Raw genomic sequence first — 18,855 nt, 5'->3', positions numbered from 1 at the left:
CGAGGAACAACAACGCGAGCGCAGCATCGCCGCGCTAAAACGCCGAGCAGCCACGCTCGGATTCCAGATCAACCCCATCGGGACCGCTGCATGAAAACCGCCCTGGCTATTTTTGTTTCTTGAGAGCCTTGCGGGGGCGGGCCGACTTTCGTAATGTGCGCTATTGGCAAGACAGGCTGACGCGCATGGACCGCATGACGGAAAGACGACGGGATCGCCGGATCCCACTGGGCTGCAAGGTGGGGATCCGCTTCGAGGGCCAGTCCGCCCTGGTGATCGGGACCTGCGTCGAGCTGAGCGTGGGCGGCATGACCATCCATTCCAATCACGTCCCGCGCATGGACGAGGTCTTCGAGCTCGCCGTGCTGCCCCCCGAGCCGGGCGGCGCCTACCAGCCCCTCCATGCCCGCGTGCGGGTGCGCCGCTGCCATGGCCTGCCCCAGCCGGGCCTCTACGCCATGGGCGTCGAGATCATCGAAGTCATCAAGTAAGCCCGCGCCGGCGTGTCCTGGCGCCGGGTGCTGCTGCCCGGGCGCCGGCCCGTTTCGTTTTTCCTCCCTTGCCCTCAGTCCCGCTCCGTCCGCAGCAGGCCGATCTCGGTCGCCGTGAGCGGGCCGATGCGCGTCTGCGCCAGCCGCTCGGGGATCGCCAGGCGGCCATCGGCCAGCGCGAGGCGACCGGCCATGATCTCGGCCAGGCGCTGGGGGTGGCGCGGTTCCCGCTTCGGCTCCGCGTAGCCCTCGGGAAAGCGCGGCGCCAGGCTGTGCGGGTCGTACTTGTCGCTGGCGCCGAGGGTGTGGAGCAGCTCGTGGGCGATCACCACCGCGTTGCGCGGGGCCTCGTCGCGGCTGGCAAAGGCCTTCACGATGCCGATCTGCCCCTTGCGCAGCCCAACCGAATGGTCGAGCTGCCCGCTGCGCGCCGGGTCGTGGTAGAGCACGAACAGCCGTACGTCGGGCCGTGGCCCCGGCGCGGCGTCGTGGCGCCAGGCCCAGAAGCGCAGCCGCAGGCTCCACAGCCCCACCGCCACCGGGCCGCCGTCGGCGGGGAAGGGGGGCGGCAGCGCGGCGACGGGCGGTGCCACGGTGATCGCCAGCGGGCGCAGCACGCTCCGCCCGTAGCGATGCACTTCGTCCTGCAGCCACTCGGCCACCGGCGCGAAGTCGTCGGCCGTGAGGCGGGCGACGCCGGCCCGGGTAATGGGCGAATCGTCGGCGGCGATCGGATACACCGTGGCGTGCAGGGTGTGCTTCCACTCGGTCGCCCGCGCTCCGCTGCGCCAGGCGCCGACGGCGACGGTGGCGAGGATGACGAGCAGCACCGCGATGCGCAGGGTGCGGAACACGCGCCGCGCCCTCAACCGGCGAGGCCCGCGGCCAGCGCCCGGGTGATCTCGGCGGCCGGTACGGCGCGGCAGCCGCTGGCGTTCTGGCCGCACCACAGGGGCGAGAAATCGCCGCTGCCGGCGGCCTCGGCGGCGGCGCGCAGGGGGGCGATGGCGCTAGTGGCGAGGGGGAAGGCCGGCGGCTCGCCTCCCAGCGGGCCCCGCTCGCGCATCAGCCGGTTGACGATGGCGCGGGCCGGGCGGCCGGTGAACAGGTGGGTCAGGGCCGTGTGGCGGGCGCCGTCGCCGACGAGGGCGGCCCGGTGCACGGCGCTGGTGGTGGCCTCCGGGCACAGCAGATAGGCGCTGCCGATCTGCACCCCGGCGGCGCCGAGGGCCCGCGCGGCGGCCACGCCGCGGGCATCGGCGATGCCGCCGGCGGCGATCACCGGCACCCGCAGCGCCGCCACGAGCTGCGGCACCAGCGCCAGGGTGCCGAGCTGGGTCGTCACGTCAGCGCTGAGGAACATCCCCCGGTGGCCACCGGCTTCGAGGCCCTGGGCGATCACCGCGTCCACGCCGCGGGACTCCAGCCAGCGGGCTTCGTCCACGGTGGTGGCGGAGCTCAGCACCCGCGCGCCGGCAGCCTTCACTCGGGCCAGCAGGGTGGGCTCGGGCAGGCCGAAGTGGAAACTCACCACCGGCGGGCGGAGGGCCTCGACCAGCTCGGCCAGCGCGGCGCTGAAGGGCGCGCGGCCGGGCCCGGCGGGGATGGCCGCCGGGTCGAGGCCGAACTCGCGGTAATAGGGGGCGAGGGTGGCGCGCCAGGCGGCCTCCCGGGCGTCGTCCGGGGTGGGCGGCTGGTGGCAGAAGAAGTTGAGGTTGAAGGGCCGCCGGGTGCCGGCGCGGATTGCCGCCACCTCGCTGCGGATGGCCTCCGGGGCCAGCATCGCGCAGGGCAGGGCGCCGAGCCCGCCGGCCTCGCAGACGGCCACCGCGAGGGCGCTGCCCTGCACGCCGGCCATCGGGGCCTGCAGGAGGGGGAGCGCGGTCCCCAGCATTTCTTGCAGAGTCATGGGCTGCTCCAGACGAAAAAAAGCCCGGCACGGGGCCGGGCTGCGTGGTGTTGCCGATCAGGCGACCTTGACCGGGATCTTGCCGATCTTGGCCTGCCATTCCTTCGGGCCGGTGTTGTGCACCGAGGTGCCGGAGGAGTCGACCGCCACGGTGACGGGCATGTCCTGCACGTCGAACTCGTAGATGGCCTCCATGCCCAGGTCGGCAAAGCCGACGACCTTGGCCGACTTGATGGCCTTGGCCACCAGGTAGGCGGCGCCGCCGACGGCCATCAGGTAGGCGGACTGGTTGTCCTTGATCGCCTCGATGGCGGTGGGGCCACGCTCCGACTTGCCGACCATCGAGATCAGCCCGGTCTGCTCCAGCATCATACGGGTGAACTTGTCCATGCGGGTGGCGGTGGTCGGGCCGGCGGGGCCGACGACCTCGTCGCGCACCGGGTCGACGGGGCCGACGTAGTAGATCACGCGGTTGGTGAAGTCCACCGGCAGCTTCTCGCCCTTGGCCAGCATGTCGGCGATGCGCTTGTGGGCGGCGTCGCGGCCGGTGAGCATCTTGCCGTTGAGCAGCAGCTTCTGGCCCGGCTTCCAGGCGGCGACCTCTTCCTTGGTGAGGGTGTCGAGGTTCACGCGGGTGGCCGACTTGAGGTCCGGCGTCCAGGTGACGGCGGGCCAGTCTTCCAGCTTGGGCGGCTCGATCTTGGCGGGGCCGGAGCCATCCAGGTGGAAGTGGCAGTGGCGGGTGGCGGCGCAGTTGGGCACCAGCGCCACCGGCAGGTTGGCGGCGTGGCAGGGGTAGTCGAGCACCTTCACGTCGAGCACGGTGGTGAGGCCGCCGAGGCCCTGGGCGCCGACGCCCAGCGCGTTGACCTTCTCGAAGAGCTCGAGGCGCAGCTCCTCGGCGCGGGTCAGCTTTTCACCCTTGGCGGCGGCGTCAGCGGCCTTGGCCTTCAGTTCGTGGATGTCCACCGGGGCCATGATGGATTCCTTGGCCAGCAGCATCGCCTTCTCGGGGGTGCCGCCGATGCCGATCCCGATGATGCCCGGCGGGCACCAGCCGGCGCCCATCTCGGGGATCTTCTTGAGGACCCAGTCCACCAGGTCGTCGGAGGGGTTGAGCATCGCGAACTTGGACTTGGCCTCGGAGCCGCCGCCCTTGGCTGCGCAGATCACCTCGACGTGGTCGCCCTCGACGATCTCGAAGTGCACCACGGCCGGGGTGTTGTCCTTGGTGTTCTTGCGGGCGCCGGCCGGGTCGGCCAGCACCGAGGCGCGCAGCGGGTTGTCGGGGTTGGCGTAGGCGCGGCGGACGCCCTCGTCGATCATCTTCTGGATGCTCATGGTGGCGTCCGGCCAGGTGACCTGCATGCCGACCTTGATGAACACCATGCCGATGCCGGTGTCCTGGCAGATCGGGCGGTGGCCCTCGGCGGCCATCCGGGAGTTGGTGAGGATCTGCGCGATGGCGTCCTTGGCGGCGGGGGATTCCTCGCGCTCGTAGGCTTCACCCAGGGCCTTGATGTAGTCCAGCGGGTGGTAGTAGCTGATGTACTGGAAGGCGTCCGCGATGGACTGGATCAGGTCTTCCTGCTTGATGGCGGTCATGGGTGAAGCTCCCTCTCTTTAGTGTTTTGACAGCAGAACGGTCTGGTTCATCATCTTGTCGACCAGCGCCATGGCGAGGGCCGAGATGAGGAACACGACATGGATGATCACCTGCCACATGATCGTGTGCTCGGCGATGTTGGCGGCGTTGATGAAGGTTTTCAGCAGGTGGATCGACGAGATGCCGATGATCGCCGTCGACAGCTTGATCTTGAGTACGCCCGCATTGACGTGGGACAGCCACTCGGGCTGGTCGGGGTGGCCCTCGAGGTCGAGGCGCGAGACGAAGGTCTCGTAGCCGCCGATGATCACCATGATCAGCAGGTTGGCGATCATCACCACGTCGATCAGGCCGAGCACCACCAGCATGGTTTCGGTCTCGCTGATGTGGCCGCCGGATTCGAAGACCGACATCAGCAGATGGCCGAGCTCGGCCATGAACAGCCACACGTAGATACCCTGGGCGACGATCAGGCCGAGGTAGAGCGGGGCCTGGAGCCAGCGGCTCCAGAAGATGAAGCGTTCGAGTTGTTGCGGACCTTTGCTCATGTTGTTGGACTGCAGTTGGGGGAGGCCGGATTTTATCATCGGCGAAGCGGGGGCCAAGGCGCTAAAATGTGCGCCTTTGTTTTTTCGCCTCAAGGGCTTTCTCCATGAACCTGCAACCCATCACCGCGCTGTCGCCCCTCGATGGCCGTTACGAATCCAAGGTCTCCGCGCTGCGCGAGCACTTCTCCGAATTCGGCCTGATCCGCAACCGGGTCAAGGTCGAGGTCGAATGGCTGAAGGCCCTGGCCGCCGCCCCCGAGCTGGCCGAGATCGCCCCGTTCTCCGCCGCCACCGTCGCCGAGCTCGACGCCGTGATCGCCAACTTCTCGGTTGCCGACGGCGAGGCGGTGAAGGCCATCGAGGCCACCACCAACCACGACGTGAAGGCCATGGAGTACTGGCTCAAGGAGCGCCTCGGCCACAACCCCGAGGTCACCCGCGTCACCGAGTTCATCCACTTCGGCTGCACCTCGGAAGACATCAACAACGTCTCCCACGCGCTGATGCTGCGCGACGGCCGCGACGGCGTGCTGCTGCCGGCCCTCGACAAGATCATCAACCGCCTCGTCGAGCTGGCCCACCTGCACGCCGAGCTGCCGATGCTGTCGCGCACCCACGGCCAGCCCGCCAGCCCCACCACCCTGGGCAAGGAGATGGCCAACGTGGTGCACCGCCTGCGCCGCGTGCGCAAGGCCATCGCCGCGGTCGAGCTGACCGCCAAGTTCAACGGCGCGGTGGGCAACTACAACGCCCACCTGTCGGCCTACCCCGAGTTCGACTGGGAGGGCTTCAACGGCCGCTTCATCGAGTCCCTGGGCCTCAGCTTCAACCCCTACACCATCCAGATCGAACCCCACGACGCGATGGCCGAGCTGTTCGACGCCACCGCCCGCGCCAACACCATCGTGCTGGATATCTGCCGCGACATCTGGATGTACATCTCCCTGGGCTACTTCAAGCAGAAGCTGAAGGCCGGCGAGATCGGCTCGTCCACCATGCCGCACAAGGTCAACCCGATCGACTTCGAGAACGCCGAGGGCAACCTGGGCCTCGCCAACGGCGTGCTGCGCCACCTGGCCGACAAGCTGCCGGTGTCCCGCATGCAGCGCGACCTCACCGACTCCACCGTGCTGCGCAACATGGGCGTCGCCTTCGGCTACGCGGTGCTGGCCTACGACTCCTGCCTGCGCGGCCTGGGCAAGCTGGAGGCCGACCCGGCCCGCCTCGCCGCCGACCTCGACGCCTGCTGGGAAGTGCTCGCCGAGCCGATCCAGACCGTCATGCGCCGCTACGCCGTGCCCAACCCCTACGAGCAGCTCAAGGAGCTCACCCGCGGCAAGGGCATCACCAAGGAGGCGCTGCAGCAGTTCATCGCCACCCTGGCGATCCCCGAGGCCGAAAAGGCCCGCCTGCTGCAGATGACCCCGGCCAGCTACATCGGCAAGGCCGCCGAGCTGGCCAAGCGCATCTGATGTATCTGATCTAAGCGCGGTGGTGGCAGGGGCCGCCTCGGTCGCCTCTGTCGCCCCCAGGTTTTACTCCGGAGATCTTTCATGGCTTTCGCCGACAAACTCAAAACGCTGCCGGGCGTCTCCCACCTGGCCGCCCTGCAGCTCCTCGACGCCGCCGGAGAGGTGGTCGCCACCATCGAGAACAAGCCCGGCCAGGCCGGTTCGCTGGCGGTCTACAACCACCTCGGCCAGCTCCACGGCGCGATCACCCCCGAGGCCGCCGCCCAGGGCATCGAGATCTACGCCGAGCACAGCGAGGACGCCCGCCTGAACCCGGGCAAGCACCCCAACATCGACCGCCTGATCGGGCTGGTCGAGCGCGGCGAGACGCTGCGGGTGAAGCACGTCTTCGCGGCCTGAGTCCGGTCGCAGGGCAATCAACGAGGGCCGCCTTCGGGTGGCCCTTTGTTTGGACATCTCCCGGCGCGGAATGCCAGGGAGTGTCAGGAATTTTGTGTTCAAGGCGGGGGCGCTTCCTGCGCGTCGGTCCATGGTTCCACGGAGGCCGGCGAGGCCCTCAGGCGGAGGCCACGCCTCCCCGCGCGGCTCGGCGCGCCAGCAGCCCGCCGAGCAGCACCCCCACCGAATCGGCCACCCAGTCCCAGGGGTCGCCGAAGCGGTTGGTGGTGAGGGTGTGCTGGCAGATCTCGATCAGGAGGCCGTAGGCGCTGAGCCCCACGGCGACCCGCCCGAGCCGGCCCGGCCAGCCGCCGGCGCCCAGCAGCATCAGCACGAAGAACGCGATGGCGTGCTCGAACTTGTCCTGGGACGACACGACCTGGGTCATCTCGGGCAGCGGCATCATCGTCAGCGCGAAGACGACGAGCACCGCGGCGATGAAGGCGCTTTTCAGCAGGGGTTGGGGAAGGTGGCGGAGGAGGGGGAGCATGGGGGCGTTCTGGCGATGTTGCGGCGTCGCATTGTAGCCGCCGTGGGGGTTGGCGCCGCAAGGTGGGGTGCCTGGAGTGGGGGGGGCTTTTTGTTCGTTGATGGAGACCAGAGGCTTTCCGTTGTTTGACCTTGCATTGGCCGGGTCCCGCCCCGGCGGGCGGGTTACTTCTTTGCGTCGCCAAAGAAGTAACCAAGAAAGGCGACCCCGCCGAGCCGGTCGTCTGCTCAAGCTGTGCTTGATCAGACGACTTCCCTGTGCTGCTCACAACAGGCGGCCGGCGCAGAACTCGCGGGCTGCGCCCGCTCAGACAGCTGCGCCGGACTTCCCCGCCTGTTGTTCCGCTGCTCGGCGGCTCGGAAGGGGCTTTCCGGAATCACCGAGCGTTGCAGCACGGCCATGTGTGATCGTCGCAAAAGCGAAAGGCAGGAAGTGGGCAATGCAAAGTCGGCAGTAGGCTCCGGTTTTATGCGTTGCTCACACGAGCCGTTTCAGTAAAGGCTCGGTGTCTGTTGAAAGCCCCTTCTGAACCGCCGAGCAGCGCAGCAGCGGGCGAGTTCTGCGCCGGCCGCCGGGCGGGGACCCGGCCAACGGAACGCTACACACCGGCAAGCCGTTGGTCCCCTATCAGCGAACCGCAAACGACCCGGCCGAGGTCACGCCAAACAACGGAAAGCGCTTGGTCCTCCGTCGGCGGACAAATAAACCACCACGCCCACCCGGCCGCGGGCCGTAACCCGCCTCACCCCCGCGCTTCCCGCCGCTGCGCCAGCCATTCCCAGATCAGCCCGCCGGGCAGGTCGCGGCCGGTCATCACGAACTGCAGGGTGTGGCCGTTGAAGAGGGTCAGGTTCAGGTTGCGGCGGGCTTCCTCGGTGCCGACGAAGAGCAGTTGGTCACCCAGCCGGAGCTCGAGTTCGCCGTCGGGCAGGTAGCACGGCGGCTCGCCTTCGCGCAGCAGCAGGAGCGGCGCGCAGTCGAGTGGCGGGCGTTCGCTGACCGGGGCGCGCAGCAGCGCAGACAGGGGCAGCCGGGCTCCGTTGCGCATCAGCACGCGATATACGGCGGGGCTCTGCAGCAGGTTGACCGATGCGCTCCACACGCATGGCACGTCCCAGCCGAAGCGGCTGGTGAGGCGCTCGAGGAGTTCGCCGGCCCAGGCGTCGTCCGCTGCGCGGACCCGGTCAAGGAAGGGCGCCAGCAGCGGGGTGGTGAGGATGGCCAAGCACTCGTGGGCGACGATCTCGGCCGGCACCATCGTGAAGTCGGATTCGAAGGCCTCGAAGAGGGTGCGGTTGGCCACCTGGTTCTGGCGCAGCACCGTGAACAGCGCCGGGTTGAGCTGCTTGGCGGTGACCACCGTTGAAAGGTTGTTCACGTCGTTGGCGGTGGCCGCGACGATGCCGACGGCGTCGTCGATGCCCGCCGCGCGGAGGGCGTCGGCGCCGGTGCCGTCGCCCCTGTACCAGGTGTGGTCGGGGGCGAGGGGGGCGGCCCGGTCGATGATGGTCACCGGCAGGCCGGCGTTCTCGAGGGCGCGGGTCATCACCTTGCCGAAGGCGCCGTAGCCGCACAGCACCCATTTGCCCCGGGGCGGTTCGCGGTGACGGTCGACGGTGGTGCCGGGCAGGCCGGTGAGCCACAGCAGCAGGTTGTAGGCCGCCGGCGCGTGCAGCGCCAGGGCCATGTATTCGGCGAACTTCTCGAAGGGGTTGATGATGTGGCGGGTACCGAAGGAGGCCATGTTGGCCACCGTGTCGGTGTGTTCGGCGCGGCACAGGGCCGGCAGCCTGGGGGCCAGCAGGCGCGCGGCGATGGCGATGGCGAGGTTGGTGTTGTCGTCGTTGGTGAGGGCCATCACGCCGCGGCAGTGGCGGTTGGTGAGGCCGGCGAGGAGCAGGGTGTCGGGCTGGCTGGCGTCGGCGCAAAGGGCCGGCATGTCGGCCTGGTAGCTCTGCAGCTCCAGGTCGCCGAGCCTGCCTTCGTCCTTCTCGATGACCACCGCCCGGTAGCCGAGCTCGTCGAGGCCCTGGCAGATCAGGTGGCCGGCCTCGCCGTAGCCGCACACCAGGAAGAAGGGCTCCCGCAGCCGCCGGACCTGCCGGGCGAAGCGCTGCACCGCCAGCGCGCTGAGGAAGTTCTTGTCCTGCAGCATCGCGAACACGGTGCCCAGGGTGTAGGCCCAGCCGACCACCGACATGTAGATGCACACCACCGTCCACAGGCGCTGCTGCTCGGAGAAGGCGTAGGGGATCTCGCCGAAGCCGATGGTGGTGGCGGTGTAGCTGATGAAATACACCGCGTGGAAGAAGCTGATGCGCGGCATCTGGCCGCCGTTGGGGTCGGGCGGCCCGGGCATCAGGGTGAGGCCGAGCACCGACACCGCGAAGAGGGTGATCAGCACGATCAGCGGCGTACGCAGCCGCCGCAGGACCAGGAAGATCGTGCTGGTGTGGGTCACGGCGAAGGGGCGGTCAGCGCCGCTGCATGATGGTCTCGGCGATCAGGATGATCACCGACACCACGTTGGCGAACAGCGCGCCCCCTGACAGCGACACGATGCTCGACATGGTGGAGCCGGTGAGGCCGGCGCCGCCCACGTGCTCGGCGTAGCCCCACACCATCGCCGCGGCGATCAGCTGCAGGTCGGCCACCAGGCTGGTGGCCAGGTGGATCGCGCCGATCTGGGTGCGGTCGCCGAACTTGAGCACGGTGGCGATCAGGTTGACCACCACCGCGGCGAACAGCTCGTAGATCTCGTGGTGGGTCGGGTTGTCGATCTCGCCGATGAAGAAGCCGAAGTTGAGCGTGGCGGCGAAGACGATGAAGAAACCGAAGATGACTTTTTCGAGGTTCATCACAGGGCCCTGAAGGGGGTTCGATTCGTCAATCCTAGCACCGGCCCGCGCGCGTCGTTGTTGCGCTGGCGCAGAAAAAACCGGCTTTCCGCCGGCCGGGCTGTCATGGCGGTTTAATCCGGACGTCACGGGGGAGTCACGGCCCTTGGCGATCGTGTCGCCATGCCAAGGGTCAGATCAATCTTCCTCTCCGACATCCACCTCGGGACGCGGGCCTGCCAGGCGGACAGCCTGGTGGAGTTCCTGCGCGACCACGCGGCGGAGCACATCTTCCTGATCGGCGACATCGTGGATTTCTGGGCGATGAGCCGCAGCATCTGCTGGAAGCCGTCCCACAACACGGTGGTCCAGAAGCTGCTCCGCCGGGCCCGCCGCGGCGAGAAGGTGGTGCTGATCCCCGGCAACCACGACGAGGCCCTGCGCGACTACTGCGGCGCGGTCTTCGGCGACATCGAGGTGGCGAACGAGCGGGTTCACCAGACCGCCGACGGGCGCCGCTTCCTGCTGATCCACGGCGACCAGTTCGACCAGGTGACGCGCCACCACCGCTGGGTGGCGGTGCTCGGCGACCGGGCCTACGACTGGCTCGTGCGGCTCAACACCTGGCTGTCGTGGGGGCGCCGCAAGCTGGGCATCTCGGGCTACTGGTCGCTGGCGGGTTACGCCAAGCGCAAGGTCAAGACGGCCCTCAACTTCATCTTCGACTTCGAGGCGTCGGCGGTGCACCAGGCCCGCGAGCGCGGCCTCGACGGGGTGATCTGCGGGCACATCCACTGGGCCACGATCCGCGACATCGATGGCCTGCAGTACGTCAATTGCGGCGACTGGGTGGATTCGTGTACCGCCATCGTCGAGCATTTCGACGGCCGGCTCGAGCTGATCCACTGGGGCGACCGCCAGGCGAGCGCCCCGGAGGCCGAGCCTTACCCCGAAACGCACCCGGCCGGGCAGCCCGAGACGGCCCGGGTCTGAGCCGCCGGCCGGCGGCCTCATCCACACACGAAGCCCGGCCGCGCCGGAGCAGGCGGGCGCACCCCGCGGGAGGATTGATCATGCGTGTCCTGATGGTGTCCGATGTGTATTTTCCCCGGGTGAATGGGGTGTCCACGTCCATCGAAACCTTCCGCCGCACGCTGGCCGCCCAGGGCGTCGAGCTGCGCCTGGTAGCGCCCCGCTACGGCGGCGAGCCCGACGAGGCGGGTGTGGTGCGGGTTGCCGGCTGGCCGGTGCCCGGCGACCGGGAGGATCGCCTGGTGGGCTGGCGGGCGATGCACCGCGCCACCCTCGCCGCCGCCGGGGGCTGCGACCTGGTGCACATCCAGACACCCTTCGTCGCCCACTACGCCGGCCTCGCGGCGGCGCGGCGGCTGGGGCTGCCGGTGATCACCACCTATCACACCCTGTTCGAGGAATACCTGCAGCACTATGCGCCGCTGCTGCCGGCGGGCTGGCTGAAGCGCCGCGCGCGGGGGCTGTCACGTCGCCAGTGCAACGCGCTGGACGGGGTGATCGTGCCGTCCACCGCGATGCGCGAGCGCCTGCTCGGCTACGGCGTCGACGCGCCGCTGCACGTGCTGCCGACGGGCATCCCCGTCGAGCGCTTCCGGGGCCGCGACGGAGCGGCGTTCCGCCGCCAACACGGCATCGCGCCGGAACGCCCGGTGGCGCTGTTCGTCGGCCGGGTGGCCCACGAGAAGAACATCGGCTTCCTGCTCGACGCGCTGCGCCATGCCCTGGCGCGGCATCCGGCGCTGCTGCTGCTCATCGCCGGCGAGGGGCCGGCGCGGGCCGAGCTGGAGGCGCGGGTGCGGCGCGAGGGGCTAGCCGAGGCGGTGCGCTTCATCGGCTATCTCGACCGGGCCGAGGCGCTGCCGGCCTGCTACGCGGCGGCCGACGTGTTCGTGTTCGCCTCGCGCACCGAGACCCAGGGCCTGGTGCTGCTGGAGGCGATGGCGGCCGGCCTGCCGGTGGTGGCGCTGGCGGAGATGGGCACGGTGGACATTCTCGGCCCGGGCCGCGCGTCGCTGGCCCCGCCGCCGGAGCCGGCGGCCTTTGCCGACGCGCTGGCCGGCCTGCTCGACGATGGGGTGGCACTGCGGCGCCTGGCGGCGGAGGCGCCCGTCTATGCGGCCGAGTGGTCGGACGCCGAAATGGCGGCGCGGCTGGCCCGGCTGTACCGCGAGATGTTCGAGCGGGGGGCCGCCGAGGCCCTTCCGGCGGCGGCCGGGGCCTGAGCGGCGCCTCCGGGCTGCACCGGCGCGGGGCGCGGGCAGGGGCCGCTATCCGGCGGCAGCAAAGGAAACGGGCCGCTTGCGCGGCCCGTATGGCGTGGGGGCGAAGGTCGGGCGTGGCCCCGACCGGCCGCGGCCCTTACACCTTGTGGTAGATCTCGGCGCCGGTCTTGACGAACTCGATGGCCTTGGTCTCCATGCCCTTCTCGAGGGCCTCGGTTTCGCCGATGCCCTGGGCGGCGGCGTAGTCGCGGACGTCCTGGGTGATCTTCATCGAGCAGAAGTGCGGGCCGCACATGGAGCAGAAGTGGGCGACCTTGGCGGACTCCTTGGGCAGGGTCTCGTCGTGGAAGCTCTTCGCCTTGTCCGGGTCGAGGCCGAGGTTGAACTGGTCGTCCCAGCGGAACTCGTAGCGGGCCTTGGAGAGGGCGTTGTCGCGGATCTGGGCGCCCGGGTGGCCCTTGGCCAGGTCGGCGGCGTGGGCGGCGAGCTTGTAGGTGATGATGCCTTCCTTCACATCATTCTTGTCGGGCAGGCCCAGGTGCTCCTTGGGGGTCACGTAGCACAGCATGGCGGTGCCGTACCAGCCGATCATGGCGGCGCCGATGCCGCTGGTGATGTGGTCGTAGCCCGGGGCGATGTCGGTGGTCAGCGGGCCGAGGGTGTAGAACGGGGCTTCCTTGCAGTGCTTGAGCTGCAGGTCCATGTTCTCCTTGATCATGTGCATCGGCACATGGCCCGGGCCTTCGATGATGGTCTGCACGTCGTGCTTCCAGGCGATGTCGGTGAGCTCGCCCAGGGTCTCGAGCTCGCCCAGCTGGGCTTCGTCGTTGGCGTCGTAGATCGAGCCGGGGCGCAGGCCGTCGCCGAGGCTGAAGGCCACGTCGTAGGCCTTCATGATTTCGCAGATTTCCTCGAAGTGGGTGTAGAGGAAGCTCTCCTTGTGATGGGCCAGGCACCACTTGGCCATGATCGAGCCGCCGCGGGAGACGATGCCGGTCATCCGGTTGGCGGTGAGGGGCACGTAGCGCAGCAGCACGCCGGCGTGGATGGTGAAGTAGTCCACGCCCTGCTCGGCCTGCTCGATGAGGGTGTCGCGGAAGATCTCCCAGGTGAGCTCCTCGGCCTTGCCGTTGACCTTCTCGAGGGCCTGGTAAATGGGCACGGTGCCGATCGGCACGGGCGAGTTGCGGATGATCCACTCGCGGGTCTCGTGGATGTTCTTGCCGGTGGACAGGTCCATCACCGTGTCGCCGCCCCAGCGGGTGGCCCAGGTCATCTTGTCGACTTCCTCGTTGATCGAGGAGCCCAGCGCCGAGTTGCCGATGTTGGCGTTGATCTTGACCAGGAAGTTGCGGCCGATGATCATCGGCTCGGACTCGGGGTGGTTGATGTTGTTGGGGATGATGGCGCGGCCGCGGGCGACCTCGGAACGCACGAATTCGGGGGTGATCTCGGCCGGGATGCTGGCGCCGAAGTCCTGGCCCTTGTGCTGGCGGGTCAGCAGCTTGGCCATCTTCTCGCCCTGCGGGCCGGTGTTGCGGAGGTTCTCGAGGTATTGCTGGCGGTTCACGTTTTCGCGGATCGCCACGTATTCCATCTCGGGGGTGATGATCCCCTGGCGGGCGTAGTGCATCTGCGAGACGTTCCTGCCGGGCAGCGCGCGGCGCGGCTTGCGGTGCAGGCCGGGGAAGCGCAGGTCGTTCAGCGACGGGTCGGCGGCGCGCTGGCGGCCGTATTCGGAGGTGAGGTCGGCCAGCACCTCGGTGTCGCCGCGCTCTTCGATCCAGCGCTGGCGCAGGGCCGGCAGGCCGGAGCGGATGTCGATCTTCGCCTGCGGGTCGGTGTAGGGGCCGGAGCAGTCGTAAACGAAGATCGGCGGGTTCTTCTCGCCACCGAAGCCGGTGGGGGTGTCGGCCTGGCTGATCTCGCGCATCGGCACGCGGATGTCCGGGCGGGAGCCTTCGACGTAGATCTTGCGGGAGTTGGGCAGCGGGGCGACGGCGGCCTCGTCGACCTGGGCGGACGAGGCGAGGAATTTTTCGTTGGCGTTCATGAAGGCTCCTTGGGTGGGCCGCGGCGGGCGGGGAGGCGGCAGGAGCCACGTTTCCCTACGCCGGCACGACCCGGATCAGGTTCGGAGGGTAAGTCTCAGCCGTGCGCCAAGCGCACTGGCACCCCTAACGTTCGTGCGCAAAAGTACTGGAAGCCGTCGATAAACGCAAGATTCGCCAGGAATGTCGCGCCTGGCGGCGGGGAGGCTAAAGCTTTGCCCGCCATGGGCCGAAATAGAAGGCATCCGGCCGCCTGTCGGCCTGCCTCTTTCCCCCGGAGAAGTCTCATGCGCAAGCCCCTGCGCCCCCTCGTCGCCCTGCTGGTGTGCGTCGGCTCGACCGCCGCCCTCTCCGCCGACTGGCAGACCGTCGCGTCCGACAAGAAGCGCACCATCGAACTCGACCGGGCCAGCGTCCTGCAGTCCGACCCGGGCACCAAGGTGGCCTGGGGCCGCATCGTGCTCTCCGAGAGCGAGGCCGCCGCCGCCGGCTACACCACGGTGAAGGCGCTCAACCGCTACGACTGCCGCAACCAGACCTACTCGACGATCAAGCGGGTGTATCTGGACGCCGAGTCCAGCGTGGTCAAGGACGAGCGGGTCAAGGTCGAGAAGGACATGCCGGTGGCTCCCGGCAGCGTCGACGAAAAGCTGTGGCGCGACGTGTGCAAGCCCGCCGACATCTCCCAGCTGGCCAAGAATGCGTCCCAGGCGGCCCAGGCCGTCCAGCCGCCCAGGACCGAGGTGCGCACCGCCGACTACCGCCCGGCCCGGCCCGTTGAGAAGGCCGCGGTGACCCAGGTCACGGAGGCCAAGGCCGAGCACGGCGCCGAGGCGCCCCAGCCGATCAAGAAGAACTTCATCGACAAGCCCGCGCCGCCGCCCAAGGCCGAGCCCGCGCCGGCCCCGAGGGCACCCGAGCCCGTGGCCCGGGCGCCGGAGCCGCCGGCACCGCCGGTACGTATCGCCGAGAGCCGCGCCCAGGCGCTGCCGCCGCCCGAGGTGCAGCGCGTGCCGGCCTACGTGCCGCGTCCGCGCCCCCGGGTGGCCCCGCGGGTGGTTCGCGCGGCGCCGGTGAATGTCGAGGCCCAGGCGGCCCACGGCCCGGCCGCCGCCGGCACGCCGCTGGCCCACCATGAGATCCACTGGAGCTACGACGGCGAGAACGGCCCGGCCAACTGGGGCTTCCTGAAACCCGACTGGCAGCTTTGCGGCACCGGCCAGCGCCAGTCGCCGATCGACATTCGCGACGGGGTCAGGGTGGACCTCGAACCGATCCGCTTCGACTACAAGCTGTCCAACTTCCGCATCGTGGACAACGGCCACACCGTGCAGGTGAATGTGGGACCGGGCAGCAGCCTGGCGGTGATGGGGCGCTACTTCGACCTCGTCCAGTTCCACTTCCACCGCCCGTCCGAGGAGCGCATCAACGGCAAGGGCTTCGAGATGGTGGTGCATCTGGTGCACAAGGATCTCGACGGCCGCCTGGCGGTGGTGGCGGTGCTGATCGAGCGGGGCAAGATGAACCCGGTGGTGCAGACCCTGTGGAACAACCTGCCCCTCGAGAAGAACGTGGATTACGCGCCGGACGGCGTCTCCATCGACCTCGACCAGCTGTTGCCGGGCGACCGCAGCTACTACACCTACATGGGCTCCCTCACCACGCCGCCGTGCAGCGAGGGGGTGCTGTGGATGGTGATGAAGCAGCCCGCCCAGCTGTCGGCGGACCAGATCGGGATCTTTGCCCGGCTGTACCCGATGAACGCCCGGCCGATCCAGTCGGTGCGCGGGCGGATGATCAAGGAGTCGCGCTGAGCTGAGGGCTGACTCCGCGAGACTGAGTCGTGAAGGGCGCCGTGGGCGCCCTTCTGCTTTTTGGGGGGCGGGGTCAGTCCGGCATCCGGGGGGCGTCGGTCGCGAGGTGCGCCTCCAGTTCGCCGACCAGGGCCTCGAGCTGGTCGGCCAGCCCGCCGGCCAGGGCGCGGGCGTCGCGGTGCCCGGCCCGCGCCGCGGCATCGACTTCGGCCGCCTGGCGGTGGATGCTGCGCGCCTGCAGCGCCCCCGCCGAGCCCTTGATGCCGTGGGCCATGAAGGCGAGGGCGGCCAGGTCGCCCTCGCCCGCGGCGAGCCCGCGGAGCTGGACCAGTTCGTTGCGGTAGGTGGTCAGCGCCTTCCGGGCGACCCGCTCGACGAACTGCGGCCGGCCCTTGAAGAGGGCTTCCAGGGCCGGCCAGTCCACCAGGCTGGCGGTGGTGGGGCCGTCCGCGCCGTTGCGGGCGGGCGTCTCTTGCGGGCGCGGCGCGTCGGTGGTGTGCTGGAGGATCGCCTGCACCAGGGCGTCGAGCTCGAGGGGCTTGGGCAGATGGGCGCGCATGCCCGCGGCGAGGCAGGCCTCCCGGGCTTCGGGCCCGGCGTGGGCGGTGAGGCCGAGGACCGGCAGGCGCGGGCAGGTGGCGGCCAGCGTGCGGGTGAGGGCGTAGCCGTCCATCCCCGGCATCTGGATGTCGGTGAGGATGATCTCCCAGGCATCGGCCCCGGTGGCGGCCAGGTGGGCGAGGGCCTCCTGGCCGCCGGAGAGGCAGGTGACCTGGGCCCCTTCCTGGGTCAGCATGTCGGCGAGGACGAGGCGGTTGATCTCGTTGTCGTCCACCGCCAGCACCCGCAGGCCGGCGAGGCGCGTCTTGACGAGGGGCTGGGCGGGCAGCGGCTGGGCGCGGCGGGCGAGGGCCTCGCAGAGGTGGCGGCTGCGCAGCGGGCGCTCGATGATGGGCAGCTGCAGGCCGCTCCGCTCGGCGGCTTCGATCTCGTCGAGGTGCCCGGCGATGGCGAGGCTGCGCCGCTCGGCATGCAGCCGGGTGAGCCAGGCTTGCCAGGCGGCGGGGTCGCCGGCGAGGCGGGCGTCGATGACGATGAGCTCGGCCGCCGGGGGCGGGCTGGCGGGGGCCTCGAGGAGGGTGACGGCGATCCCGCGGGCTTCGAGCTCGGGACGCAGCGGGGCCGTCTCGTCGGGCGGGAAACCGGCCAGCACGAGGCGGCCGCCGGGGGGCGGCGCGTCGTAGGCAGCCTCGAGGAGGGGCAGCTGAACGACGAAGGTGGTGCCGACGCCGGCCTGGCTGGAGACGTCGATGCGGCCGCCCATGGCGCGGACCAGGTGGGCGCTGATCGAGAGGCCCAGGCCGGTGCCGCCGAAGCGCCGGGTGGTGGAGCTGTCGGCCTGCTCGAAGGGCTTGAAGATGCGGTCGATCTGCTCGGTGCTCATGCCGATCCCGGTGTCGCTGACGCTCAACCGGAGGCTGTCGTGATCGGCGCGGGCGTCGAGGGTGATGGCGCCGTGCTCGGTGAACTTGATGGCGTTGCCGAGCAGGTTGACCAGCACCTGGGACAGCCGCAGCGGGTCGCCCAGGCAGCGCGACGGGAGCCCGCTCTCGCGGACCCGCAGGTCGAGCCCGCGCTCGAAGGCGCGCTCGGCGCAGAGGGTGATGGCGCTGTCGATGACCTGCCCCGGATCGATCGGGATCTGCTCGACGGAGAGCTTGCCGGCTTCGATCTTGGCCGAGTCGAGCACGTCGTTGATGATGCCCAGCAGGTGCTGGCCCGATTCGACGATGCGCATGAACTGCTGGCGGGTCTGGTGCCCCACGCAGTCCCGCTGCCCCACCTGGGCGAGGCCGAGGATGGCGTGGAGCGGGGTGCGGATCTCGTGGCTCATGTTGGCGACGAACTCGCTGCGGGCCTGGGCGAGCTTGTCGGCTTCGGCGCGGGCGGCGGTCCGCGCGGCGACGTAGGCGGCCTCCTGGGCCTGCTCGATGCGCCGTCGCTCCCGCGTCGCCAGCATCACGATGTAGAGCAGCAGGAAGGGGACCGCCGCCGCCGCGGCCAGGAAGCCGGTGGGGATCGCGTGGGCATCGAGCTCGCGCTGGGTGATGAGGGCGGCGAGGGCGAAGGGCGAGGCTTCGATCCGCTGCTTGAGCACGGCGATCACCGGGTCGTCGGCGAACTGGGGCAGGCCGTCCACGCGCAGGCTGGCGCCGTCCGCCGCGCGGGCGAGGAGGCGGGCCAGGGCGGTCTGCTGGAAGGCCGGCGGCGCGACGGGCGAGATCGGCTGGCCGGAGCTGGCGAGGACGATGGCTTCGGGGCGTTGGGCGTTGGTGCTGCGCAGCAGGCGTTCGACGCTTTCCGGCGGGCTGTAGGCCACCAGATGCCCGCGCAGGCGGCCCTTGATGAGCACCGGCTGGCTGAAGCGCAGCAGATGCTGCGGGTCGAGCAGGGTCACGCTGCGCGCCTGGGGCAGCAGCCGGGCGAGGGCGACGTGGTCCTCCTGGGTGTCGGGGGCGTCTCCGGCCTCGGCGATCGTCTCGCCCTGGGCGTCGAGGAGGACGAGGTGGCGGTAGATGTGCCGCTCGCCCAGGCGCTCCTGCTCGATCAGCTGGTTGAAGCGGTCTTCGATGTTCTGGATGTGCAGGCCCAGGCCGTACTCGATGCTCATCCCCAGGTCGCGGCCGGCGAAGTAGTTGGCGAGGGCGTCGGAGGCGGCCAGGTTGGCCAGGGAGTTGTGGCGCTCGGAGAAGTAGGCCGAGAGGGTCTCGGCCTGACGGGCCAGCTCGAGGCTGGCGCCATCGAGCACGTTCTGCTCGAGGCGCTGCTGCACGCTCAGGTTGTGGACGAAGAGCGCAACGGCGTAGGCGACGAACAGCAGCAGCGCGACGAGGTACTTGCGGGACAGTCTCTGTCGAGGCAGGTCGGCGGGCATCGGCGACCC

Annotated in this window: 15 protein-coding genes and 1 riboswitch; of the genes, 6 read left to right on the top strand and 9 right to left on the bottom strand. The window is 69.8% G+C overall.

The features are described 5' to 3' along the window. Positions 1 to 185 precede the first annotated feature (185 nt). Positions 186 to 491 (top strand): PilZ domain-containing protein, encoded by a 306-nt coding sequence (locus ACE3OU_RS14725; protein ID WP_374242305.1) that lies wholly within the window; start codon positions 186 to 188, stop codon positions 489 to 491. A 74-nt stretch (positions 492 to 565) separates the two neighbouring features. Here the strand turns inward: ACE3OU_RS14725 and ACE3OU_RS14720 are convergent, their stop codons facing one another. The 4 genes from ACE3OU_RS14720 to ACE3OU_RS14705 are packed head-to-tail and all read right to left on the bottom strand — an operon-like array spanning position 566 to position 4,554. Continuing rightward, positions 566 to 1,345: a hypothetical protein gene (locus ACE3OU_RS14720; RefSeq protein ID WP_374242304.1), complete on the bottom strand. Its 780-nt coding sequence runs from the start codon at positions 1,343 to 1,345 to the stop codon at positions 566 to 568. Positions 1,346 to 1,356: 11 nt separating this feature from the next. Continuing rightward, the gene (locus tag ACE3OU_RS14715) at positions 1,357 to 2,400 is read right to left on the bottom strand and encodes an NAD(P)H-dependent flavin oxidoreductase (protein WP_374242303.1); all 1,044 of its coding nucleotides are present in this window, start codon (positions 2,398 to 2,400) and stop codon (positions 1,357 to 1,359) included. A 57-nt stretch (positions 2,401 to 2,457) separates the two neighbouring features. Then, on the bottom strand, positions 2,458 to 4,005 hold the full coding sequence (locus tag ACE3OU_RS14710) for a fumarate hydratase (RefSeq protein ID WP_374242302.1): 1,548 nt from the start codon (positions 4,003 to 4,005) through the stop codon (positions 2,458 to 2,460). Positions 4,006 to 4,023: 18 nt separating this feature from the next. Continuing rightward, the gene (locus ACE3OU_RS14705; RefSeq protein WP_374242301.1) at positions 4,024 to 4,554 is read right to left on the bottom strand and encodes a TIGR00645 family protein; all 531 of its coding nucleotides are present in this window, start codon (positions 4,552 to 4,554) and stop codon (positions 4,024 to 4,026) included. 104 nt (positions 4,555 to 4,658) lie between these two features. Here ACE3OU_RS14705 and purB point away from each other — a divergent pair, with 104 nt between their 5' ends. Both purB and ACE3OU_RS14695 read left to right on the top strand, forming a co-directional pair. Continuing rightward, positions 4,659 to 6,026 carry an adenylosuccinate lyase gene (gene purB, locus ACE3OU_RS14700; protein ID WP_374242300.1) on the top strand — a complete coding sequence of 456 codons (1,368 nt, stop codon included), beginning with the start codon at positions 4,659 to 4,661 and terminating at the stop codon, positions 6,024 to 6,026. 81 nt (positions 6,027 to 6,107) lie between these two features. Next, complete coding sequence (locus tag ACE3OU_RS14695; RefSeq protein ID WP_374242299.1) at positions 6,108 to 6,425, top strand: DUF2322 family protein; 318 nt, start codon at positions 6,108 to 6,110, stop codon at positions 6,423 to 6,425. 157 nt (positions 6,426 to 6,582) lie between these two features. Here the strand turns inward: ACE3OU_RS14695 and ACE3OU_RS14690 are convergent, their stop codons facing one another. From ACE3OU_RS14690 to ACE3OU_RS14680, 3 genes are all read right to left on the bottom strand, one after another. Continuing rightward, on the bottom strand, positions 6,583 to 6,954 hold the full coding sequence (locus ACE3OU_RS14690) for a hypothetical protein (RefSeq protein WP_374242298.1): 372 nt from the start codon (positions 6,952 to 6,954) through the stop codon (positions 6,583 to 6,585). 742 nt (positions 6,955 to 7,696) lie between these two features. After that, positions 7,697 to 9,415 (bottom strand): TrkA family potassium uptake protein, encoded by a 1,719-nt coding sequence (locus ACE3OU_RS14685; protein ID WP_374242297.1) that lies wholly within the window; start codon positions 9,413 to 9,415, stop codon positions 7,697 to 7,699. Between the two features lie 13 nt (positions 9,416 to 9,428). After that, positions 9,429 to 9,812 (bottom strand): DUF6394 family protein, encoded by a 384-nt coding sequence (locus tag ACE3OU_RS14680; RefSeq protein WP_374242296.1) that lies wholly within the window; start codon positions 9,810 to 9,812, stop codon positions 9,429 to 9,431. A 162-nt stretch (positions 9,813 to 9,974) separates the two neighbouring features. Between ACE3OU_RS14680 and ACE3OU_RS14675 the strand changes: the two genes are divergently transcribed. Further along, positions 9,975 to 10,784: a UDP-2,3-diacylglucosamine diphosphatase gene (locus ACE3OU_RS14675; RefSeq protein ID WP_374242295.1), complete on the top strand. Its 810-nt coding sequence runs from the start codon at positions 9,975 to 9,977 to the stop codon at positions 10,782 to 10,784. Positions 10,785 to 10,864: 80 nt separating this feature from the next. Continuing rightward, positions 10,865 to 12,046, top strand: coding sequence for a glycosyltransferase (locus tag ACE3OU_RS14670; protein ID WP_374242294.1), 1,182 nt, complete (start codon positions 10,865 to 10,867; stop codon positions 12,044 to 12,046). 136 nt (positions 12,047 to 12,182) lie between these two features. Here ACE3OU_RS14670 and thiC read toward each other — a convergent pair whose 3' ends face one another. Next, positions 12,183 to 14,099, bottom strand: a complete 1,917-nt coding sequence (gene thiC / locus ACE3OU_RS14665; protein WP_374242293.1) for a phosphomethylpyrimidine synthase ThiC — start codon at positions 14,097 to 14,099, stop codon at positions 12,183 to 12,185. A 35-nt stretch (positions 14,100 to 14,134) separates the two neighbouring features. Beyond that, positions 14,135 to 14,235, bottom strand: a riboswitch (TPP riboswitch). Between the two features lie 149 nt (positions 14,236 to 14,384). Between thiC and ACE3OU_RS14660 the strand changes: the two genes are divergently transcribed. After that, on the top strand, positions 14,385 to 15,911 hold the full coding sequence (locus ACE3OU_RS14660; RefSeq protein ID WP_374242292.1) for a carbonic anhydrase: 1,527 nt from the start codon (positions 14,385 to 14,387) through the stop codon (positions 15,909 to 15,911). Between the two features lie 73 nt (positions 15,912 to 15,984). On the opposite strand, the gene ACE3OU_RS14655 is transcribed toward ACE3OU_RS14660, so the two are convergent. Further along, entirely contained in the window at positions 15,985 to 18,846 is a 2,862-nt protein-coding gene (locus ACE3OU_RS14655; RefSeq protein ID WP_374242291.1) for an ATP-binding protein, read from the bottom strand. Between the last annotated feature and the right edge of the window lie 9 nt (positions 18,847 to 18,855).

The organism is Zoogloea sp. (assembly GCF_041908905.1).
In the GTDB taxonomy this organism is placed as follows: domain Bacteria; phylum Pseudomonadota; class Gammaproteobacteria; order Burkholderiales; family Rhodocyclaceae; genus Zoogloea.
Note: the sequence above shows the minus strand (reverse complement) of the source record. Positions and strands in the feature narration are given on the sequence as shown.